The 9,036-nt window shown below is 61.7% G+C and carries 7 protein-coding genes and 2 tRNA genes; 2 read left to right on the forward strand and 7 right to left on the reverse strand.

What is annotated here, in order from left to right:
- The first annotated feature begins 118 nt into the window (after window positions 1-118).
- The gene (locus tag B2994_RS01165) at window positions 119-748 is read left to right on the forward strand and encodes an NAD(P)-dependent oxidoreductase (protein ID WP_291526578.1); all 630 of its coding nucleotides are present in this window, start codon (window positions 119-121) and stop codon (window positions 746-748) included.
- A 30-nt stretch (window positions 749-778) separates the two neighbouring features.
- Here B2994_RS01165 and msrB read toward each other — a convergent pair whose 3' ends face one another.
- The 3 genes from msrB to leuC form a co-directional block, all read right to left on the reverse strand.
- Window positions 779-1,747: a peptide-methionine (R)-S-oxide reductase MsrB gene (gene msrB, locus B2994_RS01170; protein ID WP_291526579.1), complete on the reverse strand. Its 969-nt coding sequence runs from the start codon at window positions 1,745-1,747 to the stop codon at window positions 779-781.
- A gap of 683 nt (window positions 1,748-2,430) precedes the next feature.
- A complete protein-coding gene (gene leuD, locus B2994_RS01175) occupies window positions 2,431-3,123 on the reverse strand; it encodes a 3-isopropylmalate dehydratase small subunit (RefSeq protein WP_291526580.1) in 693 nt (230 codons plus the stop codon).
- Between the two features lie 42 nt (window positions 3,124-3,165).
- Window positions 3,166-4,569, reverse strand: coding sequence for a 3-isopropylmalate dehydratase large subunit (gene leuC, locus B2994_RS01180; protein WP_291526581.1), 1,404 nt, complete (start codon window positions 4,567-4,569; stop codon window positions 3,166-3,168).
- 287 nt (window positions 4,570-4,856) lie between these two features.
- On the opposite strand from leuC, the gene B2994_RS01185 reads away from it, so the two are divergent.
- Window positions 4,857-5,669 (forward strand): IclR family transcriptional regulator, encoded by an 813-nt coding sequence (locus B2994_RS01185; protein WP_291526582.1) that lies wholly within the window; start codon window positions 4,857-4,859, stop codon window positions 5,667-5,669.
- Here B2994_RS01185 and B2994_RS01190 read toward each other — a convergent pair.
- The 4 genes from B2994_RS01190 to B2994_RS01205 all read right to left on the reverse strand — a co-directional run.
- The gene (locus B2994_RS01190) at window positions 5,641-7,089 is read right to left on the reverse strand and encodes a serine/threonine protein phosphatase (RefSeq protein WP_291526583.1); all 1,449 of its coding nucleotides are present in this window, start codon (window positions 7,087-7,089) and stop codon (window positions 5,641-5,643) included. The genes B2994_RS01185 and B2994_RS01190 overlap by 29 nt on opposite strands.
- A 326-nt stretch (window positions 7,090-7,415) precedes the next feature.
- Window positions 7,416-7,490 (reverse strand) — tRNA-Gln (locus B2994_RS01195).
- 41 nt (window positions 7,491-7,531) lie between these two features.
- Window positions 7,532-7,604, reverse strand: a tRNA-Glu gene (locus B2994_RS01200).
- Between the two features lie 342 nt (window positions 7,605-7,946).
- Window positions 7,947-9,036: glutamate--tRNA ligase (locus B2994_RS01205; protein WP_291526584.1), on the reverse strand; the 1,090-nt coding region annotated here is incomplete at its 5' end.

Genomic DNA, 9,036 nt, shown 5'->3' on the forward strand with positions numbered 1-9,036 from the left:
GCAAAAAGACGGGCGTTATCGGTAACTAAAGAACTTTTTTGTGCCTTCTTCCATATTCTTCCATATGGAAATAGCGTATTGCACGTAGGCAAAAGCAATTCAGCGGAAGGAAACCAACATGAAAATCGCAGTAGTCGCGGCCAACGGCAAGGAAGGTCGGCTCGTCGTCGAGGAGGCCGTCAGGCGCGGCCATGACGTGACCGCCGTGGTGCGCGGCGAGAACAAGTCCAAGGCGCAGCACGCCATCGTCAAGGACCTCTTCGACCTGGCCGCAGCCGACCTCGCCGGCTCCGACGTGGTCGTGGACGCGTTCGGCGTATGGGCGCCGGAGGACCAGCCGCAGCACTCCACATCCCTCAAAACCCTGTGCGGCGCACTGTCCGGCACCGCGACCCGCCTCATTGTGGTTGGCGGCGCAGGCAGCCTGTACGCCGACGCCGAGCACAAGACCCAAGTCAAGGATCTGCCGACATTCCCGGAAGCATTCCTCCCGCTGGCCAACGGCATGAGCAAGGCTTTGGAAGAGCTGCGCGAACGCTCCGACGTGAAATGGACCTACATCAGCCCAGCCGCCGATTTCCAGGCGGAGGGCAAGCGCACCGGCTCCTACGAGATGGCCGGAGAGGAATTCACCGTCAACGCCGAAGGCAAGAGCTTCATCAGCTACGCCGACTATGCCATCGCCGTGGTGGACGAGGCCGAATCCGGCAGGCACGTCGGCGAGCGCATCTCGGTATACACGAAGTAGGGGATTGCGGGCCGCCGGCGGCGGCCGCCGTCACTCGCCGTCAACCATGGGCAGCCAGGCCGCGTAACCTTCGGCCTCCATTCGGGAGCGAGGAATGAACCGCAGGGCGGCGGAGTTCATGCAATAGCGCAAGCCGCCACGGTCGGTCGGGCCATCCTCGAACACATGACCCAGATGAATCTGCGTATCCGCGGTGCGCACTTCGATGCGGTCACGGCCGGGGATGCGGTGATCCTCATGCTCGGTGAGCAAGCCGTCTCCGATCGGACGGGAGAAGGCCGGCCAGCCGCAACCGGAATCGAACTTGTCCCGGGACGAGAACAGCGGTTTGCCGGAGACAACGTCCACGTAGATGCCCGGTTCGAAGGTCTCGTCATATTCGTTCACGAACGGGCGTTCGGTTGCGGCACGCTGCGTGACCGCGAACTGCTCAAGCGTCAGATCCCAAATACGCTCGACATACTTCTGTCGGGTTTTCACATTGGCAATGGCGGCAAGCGGAATATGGCAGTAGCCACCTGGATTGTTAATCAGATAGTCCTGATGATTCGCCTCGGCCGGATAGAAGTTGCGCAGCGGCTCGACCAGCACCGCAGGGCGGCGTGGGTCACGGTCCACCAGCTGCTCAAGCGCGGCGATGAACACGGATCGCTGGGCGTCGTCGGTGAAGAACATACCGGTACGGTATTGCCGACCGCGATCCTCGCCCTGCTGGTCCACGGAGAACGGATCGATCACTTCAAGAAACAGCAGGGCAAGGGTGCGCAGCGTGACGCGCGAAGAATCGAACTCGACCTTCACGGTTTCGGCGGCATCAGGCGCGCCCGAGCATACCTGCTCGTAAGTCGGGTTCGGGGTGCTCGACTGCGCGTAGCCAACCGTGGTGTCCGTCACGCCGTCCACGTTCTGGAAGTAGCGCTCCAAGCCCCAGAAGCAACCGCCCGCAAAGTATGCGGCCCGCGTACCTTCCGCGTTCCGCGCGCCTGGCGCATTCTTCATATCGTGCGCATTACGTGCTTTCGATCCGTTCCGTTCGCTCATATGCACGAGCTTACGCCCCGTCCCACCGGCCCGCATCATCCAATAGGCCCGCATCATCCAAATTGCAAATTGCGGTTATGCGGATCATGATTCACTGGCATACGACGAACGACGACACGCCGTATCATGGATGCTTTCTGCGTTCCGTAGGGTCATTTTCGGGAGACCCGGAGATCTACTTCTATTCCGTAGGGCTACCGAGACGGGACAAACTGGCCAGGAACGGCGGAACGACAACGCCGTTACGGCATTTTGCGACGGTCTGTACCGTGACGACAGCCCCACGGAATAGAAGTAGCGCTCGGCAAAACGCCAAATAGACCCTACGGAGTGAAAATCGAGCGCAACACAGCATGCGCTCAGCCCGTTGCACGTCGCCTCACTGCAAAACGGGCTGGAGCTGGGAAACACCGCGGTATTGGCTTGCGCCCCAATGGGATAAAAACAGGGACTTGCATACCAGCAATTAGCCATGCGGCAATATGCACCAACGTCAAACAGTCGAAGCGACAAAAATACTGGAGATCGAAACCACGTCGTTTTGGATGCCTGCGACAACACGTTGAGCCCGACCTTTCTACGGGCCAGGCTCAACAAAGAGAATGGCAGCCCACCGGACTGTCCACTACGTGGATTTTTGGTCAGATGATGCCCCGGTCAGCCAGCGGGCCGGGCCAAGTCTCCCCCTCGGGCTCACGGGCGGAGGCGATGGCCTGCTCGGGCAGATGCTTGGCCGGGATGGTCTTGGGCTTGAAGGGGAAACGCTCGGCGCGCATCCGCTCGTAAGCGGCGATGTCGTCCTCGTGCTGCAGCGTCAGATCGATGTCGTCATAGCCGTTCATCAGGCGCCAACGGGTATAGTCATTCACCTCGAACGGCAGCGTCACGTCGCCGCATGTGACGGTACGGTCCTCAAGAGACACGGTCATATCGCGCCCCGGCTCCTCTTCCAGCAGCTTCCACAGCAACTCGACGGACTCCTGCGGCATAATCGCAGCCAGCACCCCGTTCTTGGCGGTGTTGCCGTAGAAGATGTCGGCGAAGCTCGGCGCGATCACGACGCGGAACCCGTAATCATGCAGCGCCCACACGGCATGCTCACGCGAGGAGCCGATGCCGAATTCCGGGCCGGCCACCAGAATCTGGCCCTTGCCCGCATATTCGGGCTGGTTGAGAACGAACTTCGGATCGCGGCGCCACGCGTAGAACAGCGCATCGTCGAAGCCCGTCTTGGTCACGCGCTTCAAGAACACCGCGGGAATGATCTGGTCGGTATCGACGTTGGAGCGGCGCAGCGGCACACCCACGCCGGTGATGGTGGTGAGTTTTTCCATAACGATTAGATTCCTTTGACGAAATTGCCTATACGAATCGGCTTACAGATCGGCCGGGCTGGAGATCGTGCCGCGAATGGCCGTGGCGGCGGCCACCTGGGGCGACGCCAGATGCGTGCGGGAGCCCTTGCCCTGACGGCCTTCAAAATTGCGGTTCGAAGTGGAGATGGAACGCTCGCCCGGCACAAGCTTGTCCGGGTTCATGCCCAGGCACATCGAGCAACCGGCGTTGCGCCATTCCGCACCGAAATCCTTGAAAATACGGTCCAGCCCCTCAGCCTCGGCCTGCAGACGCACGCGGGAGGATGCGGGCACCACCAGCACGCGATGAATGGTCTTCGCCCTGTGACGGCCTTTCATAATGGCGGCGGCGGCACGCAGGTCCTCAATGCGGCCATTGGTGCATGATCCGATGAACACGGTGTCCACGGCGATGTCCTTGATCTTCATACCGGGTTTCAGGCCCATGTAGTCGATGGCGCGCTCGGCCGCCGCACGCTCGGTGGCGTCGGCGATCCGATCCGGCTCGGGCACGGAGGCGGTGATCGGCAAGCCCTGGCCGGGGTTGGTGCCCCAGGTCACATACGGCTGCAGGTCGGCGGCGTTGAGCGTGACGACCTTGTCGAACACGGCGTCGTCATCGGTTTTCAGCGTCTTCCAGTATGCGACGGCCTGGTCCCACATCTCACCCTCCGGCGCATGTGGCCGGCCCTTCAGATATTCGAAGGTCACCTCGTCGGGGGCGATCATGCCGGCTCGCGCACCGGCCTCGATCGACATATTGCAGATCGTCATGCGGGCGTCCATGCTCAGCTTGCGGATCGCCTCGCCCCGGTATTCGAGCACGTAGCCCTGGCCGCCGCCGGTGCCGATCTTCGCGATGATGGCGAGAATGATGTCCTTGGCGGTCACGCCTTCGGGCAGATCGCCTTCGACGTTGATGGCCATGGTCTTGAAGGGTTTCAGCGGCAGCGTCTGCGTGGCCATCACATGCTCCACTTCGGAGGTGCCGATGCCGAACGCCAGCGCGCCGAAGGCTCCATGGGTGGAGGTATGCGAATCGCCGCACACAATGGTCATGCCGGGTTGGGTCAGCCCCAGAATCGGCGCGAAGGCGTGCACAATGCCCTGGTCCGCATCGCCCAGCGGATGCAGGCGGACACCGAACTCCTTGCAGTTCTTCTCGAGTGTGCTCAGCTGCAGAGCGCTGGTCTCGTCGGGATTCGGACGGTCGATGTCGACCGTGGGGGTGTTATGGTCTTCGGTTGCGATGAGCTGATCCACATGACGCGGTTTCCTGCCGGCCAGGCGCAGGCCTTCAAACGCCTGCGGACTGGTAACCTCATGCATCAGCATGAGATCGATGTACAGCAGGTCGGGCGCCCCATCGCTGCCCTTGCGTACCAGATGATCGGCCCAGACCTTCTCGGCCAATGTCGTTCCCATACGGGGACCTCCTCGTTTTTTCTCGCGTAAAGGTATTGTCTTCGCGCTGTTGTTGTGCTATACAGCCTATGAGTCAGCCTCACAAGTCATTCCCACCGCGGCCGCTATATGAGATGGTCGAACCGGCCGCCGTTTGACGATTCCCGTTATTCCAACGATTCCGCGACAATTTGCCTAACCTTCCGCAGTCCCAATATGCGACCTACCGTGATTTATCCCCCTCTTCTCGCCTATCGGACGCCTCAGGCAATTTGCATTTCACATCGTGAGATGGCAAAATGCACCTCATGACTTCCCAAGAACCCGAAGAGGCTGCGGAAACGGCACATCCCGCAACGACTCCCAACCGCACCGCGCCGGTTGACGACGGCGAAATCCACTCCGGCGTCGGCGTACTTGATAAAACTGTGAAAATTCTCGACGCGCTCGAATCCGGGCCGTCCACCCTCGGGCAGCTCGTGGCGGCGACCGGTCTGGCGCGCCCGACCGCGCACCGGCTGGCCATCGCGCTGGAACGCCACCGTTTCGTCCTGCGAGACGCGCATGGCCGCTTCGTCCTGGGATCGCGCTTCGCCGAACTTGCCGCGGCCGCGGGTGAGGACCGACTGCTCACCGCCGCCGGACCGATTCTGCGCACCCTGCTCGACCGCACTGGCGAATCTGCGCAAATCTACCGCCGGCAGGGCGATCAGCGCGTCTGCATCGCGGCTGTGGAGCGCGCCTCCGGCCTGCGGGACTCGATCCCCGTCGGCGCCATGCTGTCGATGGAAGCGGGATCCGCCGCCCAGATTCTCCTGGCGTGGGAAGACCCCGAACGCATGCATCAGGGCTTGCGGCGTGCCAAATTCACGGCCACCACACTCGGTCAGGTTCGCAAGCGCGGCTGGGCCGAATCGGTGAACGAACGCGAGGAAGGGGTCTGCTCCATCTCCGCGCCCATCCGCAATGCCTCGGGCCAGGTCATCGCGGCCATCTCCATCTCCGGACCGACCGGACGCATGGGGCAGCAGCCGGGTCGTCATTACGCGCCGCTGGTGATGGCCGCCGGCAAATACCTGACGGACGCGCTGATCAAGGCCTCCAATATGAACGGCATGTGACGGCTCGTATACGATTCCCCACCGAGGCGATCACCCCAGCCGCAGCCGCCGCGACACCGGCCATAACACCCGGGCGACGCAGCAGATTCACCGCGTCGCCAGCAGACGTGGGCACATGGCTTAAAGCGAAGGTATAGGCCTTATTGCCGCTCGGCTTGCCAACCAGATCACCGAACTCCAGCAACTGCGTACGGGGTTCGTACGGATGGCGAATATCAAACTCGATCAGTCGCGCCGCGCGTTTGGCGGGCACCGGGCCATAGGTCTGGAACCCGGCGGTTGGCGTGGCCCCCAACAACAGGCCATCCAGTTTGCCCACAAAGCCATTGCGGTGATCCTGGCCGGCGAACAGCCCTATATACCCATTCCCGGCACGCAGAATATCGAACTCCCCGCAATCGCGATCCGGACAGCTCACGCCTTCACCCAGATAGCTGCCGGGCTGCGTTTTGGACCCATCCAGCACATAGCAGTGCTGATCAAAACGACGGTAGCCCTGAATCGCATAGGCGGTGGTCGCCGGCACCGGCTTGAGCAGCTCATAGAACTGCGGCATCGGAGTGTGCTGGAACACCAGTGATTTTGCGCCGATCAGCGTGGGCACCTGACGCAAAAAGCCAAGCGCCGCTCCGGATGGCGTGCCATAGCCGCCCTCACGCGCATAATCACCGGAATCCACCAGCACCAAACCGAGCACATTGCGCGTATTGTCCACATCGCGCACCGGCAACGCGAAGGTTCCGGGCTCACATACGTAAATCGGCTGGCCGGGCAGACCGCTTCCCGGCTGGGTGCGTGGCACGGTGGGCGCGGCCGCCGTCGATTCGGGATTGAGACAGCCGGAGAATTCACGGTAGATGGCATCCAACTCGCCCGTGTCGAGACCGCACTGAAAATCATGGATGCCGTAGGTGATGGCGAAGGGAACCCCACGGTCGACAAGCGGCTGCAGCATCTCCTCGGCACCCCTGCGCACCAGATCGCGCGTTTGGGCCAGATCACGCCTGCGCGCCCGGACCTGATCAACCCGAGAAATCGCGGGGACGGCGCTCACGGACTGCAATGCGCTGCCGACCAGAGTACCCATCGCACGGCCGGTGGCCGCCATACCTCCCCAACTGGTGTCCCAACGCCGCTTACGGTATGTCTTGCCATACGCGCCGTCGTAACCGGCGATCTGATCGCCCGTGAACACCACCAGGTCCGGACGTGACGCGTCGACCGCGGCTGCGATCAGGCGAATTGTGTCTTTGGCGACAATCGGCCCGTCCTGGATATCACTGAACTGCAAGACGCGAAATTTGCCTGAGGCATGGAATTGCAATCGTCCGAACCGCGCAGACACGGACACCGGGAAATCGTCGTCATTGGCGGGGTCGTGCGGACGAATGCGAGCGCGGGTGGTTTGAGCTGCATGCATAGCCCCCACACTACCGCACCTTGCTGGGGCAGCGTCTCCACCTCGAAGTTTGTCCTCATGCAGATTCCCCGAGACGCCATGTAGAAGCATCTAGAATAGATTCTTCTACATTTTGGCGGCGAAAAGTGACCGCGACTGGCTGGTATAACGTTGGAGAAATACGCTTAACACCCCGAAATAAGTCATCAGATGTGGAAGAATCGAAAATAGATTGGCTCACAAGGCCCATAGCATCCTACAACCCCAACCTTACGCCCGGCCATGCAACGACAACGGACGAAATTGCCCGCGGATACAAGAAAACCCCCGCATACGCGAGGGCTCATTGGCTGGGGTGCCTAGACTCGAACTAAGAATGGCTGAACCAGAATCAGCTGTGTTGCCAATTACACCACACCCCAATTGGCAAGGCGTTGCAACTGAATAAGCTGCGGCGTCTTCGTACCCCCAACCGGATTTGAACCGGTGTTGGCGCCGTGAGAGGGCGTAGTCCTAGACCGCTAGACGATGGGGGCATATTCAGTTTTCACTGGCCGCACGGCGAACCGCGCAACAGATGATCAATCTACACACTCACATCAGGATGCGCAAACTCGGCGTGTCGCAGTCGCCAGCAATCCCCCTTCACCGCAATTCCGGAGAAATTACATAGGCCGTCCGCACGAAACCGGTCGAGGAAAAAACCCAGCGTACTTCCGCGCCGGCCGAGCGCCCCGCCTCTCGTCAACGCCGCAAACGCGGCCGCATGGAGCCGAAAATAGGCAACCGCCCGCCGGGCCGTTCGCCTCTCCGGCTCCACGCGCAACTCCGCCCGGCCCTCCCCCGGAGAGAAGGCTCCCCGGCGAAGGCATGGCAGGTCACAGGTGCTCGCGCAGACCCCTCAGACGGGCCACGGTGACGTCCTTGCCGAGAATCTCAATGGATTCAAACAGCGGCGGGGACACACGGCGCCCGGAAACGGCCACACGCACCGGGCCAAAGGCCAGACGCGGCTTATAGCCACCCTTGTCGATCAGCGCGACGTTGAGCAGCTCGTGCAACGGCTCGGCCTTCCAGGTTTCAGGGGTCTCGTCAACGCCTTCCAGCGTGGCGATGGCCAGGTCGAGCACGTCACCGGCGGAATCCTTCAGCGTCTTGCGCGCATCGGCGTCAGGCTCGATATAGCCGTCGGTCGACAGCAGCGAGCCGACCATGCCGGAAACCTCGCCCAGCAGACGAACGCGCGGCTGCACCAGCGGCGCGGCGGCAGTCAGAATCGAACGCTCACGGTCCGTCAGCTCCTCCCAGGAGTCGGCGGACACCACGCCGTCACGATGCAGATACGGCACGGCGCGAGCCAGGAAATCGGCGGGATCGAGCATGCGGATATGCTCGGCGTTGATGGAAACGGCCTTGTCGAGGTCGAAGCGGGCCGGATTGGCCTTCACGTCGCGCACATCGAATTTGGCGATCATCTCGTCCATCGAGAACACATCACGGTCAGGCGCGATGGACCAGCCAAGCAGCGCCAGATAGTTGAGCAGGCCCTCGCGAATGAAGCCATTGTCGCGGTGATTGAACAGGTTGGATTCCGGGTCGCGCTTGGAAAGCTTCTTGTTGCCCTGGCCCATCACATACGGCATGTGGCCGAACAGCGGCATCTGCTTGGCGACGCCCAGCTTCATCAGATAGCGGTAGAGGACGATCTGACGAGGTGTGGAGCTCAGCAGATCCTCGCCGCGCAGCACCACATTGACATCCATCATGGCGTCATCCACCGGATTGGTCAACGTGTACAGCGGATCGCCATTCGGGCGCACGATCACATAATCCGGCACGGAACCGGCCTTGAACTCGATGGTGCCGCGGATCAGGTCATCGAAGGCGATGTCCTCATCGGGCATGCGCAGACGCAGCGCGGGCTTGCGTCCCTCCGCGCGGAACGCGGCCTTCTGCTCCTCGGTCAGC

This window comes from Bifidobacterium sp. UBA744 (genome assembly GCA_002298605.1).
Lineage (GTDB): Bacteria > Actinomycetota > Actinomycetes > Actinomycetales > Bifidobacteriaceae > Bifidobacterium.

Coding starts and splice junctions, on each gene's coding strand:
- B2994_RS01185 (WP_291526582.1), top strand. CDS start 4,857: ATGACTTCCCAAGAACCCGAAGAGGCTGCGGAAACGGCACATCCCGCA.
- leuD (WP_291526580.1), bottom strand. CDS start 3,123: ATGGAAAAACTCACCACCATCACCGGCGTGGGTGTGCCGCTGCGCCGC.
- B2994_RS01165 (WP_291526578.1), top strand. CDS start 119: ATGAAAATCGCAGTAGTCGCGGCCAACGGCAAGGAAGGTCGGCTCGTC.
- leuC (WP_291526581.1), bottom strand. CDS start 4,569: ATGGGAACGACATTGGCCGAGAAGGTCTGGGCCGATCATCTGGTACGC.
- B2994_RS01190 (WP_291526583.1), bottom strand. CDS start 7,089: ATGCATGCAGCTCAAACCACCCGCGCTCGCATTCGTCCGCACGACCCC.
- msrB (WP_291526579.1), bottom strand. CDS start 1,747: ATGAAGAATGCGCCAGGCGCGCGGAACGCGGAAGGTACGCGGGCCGCA.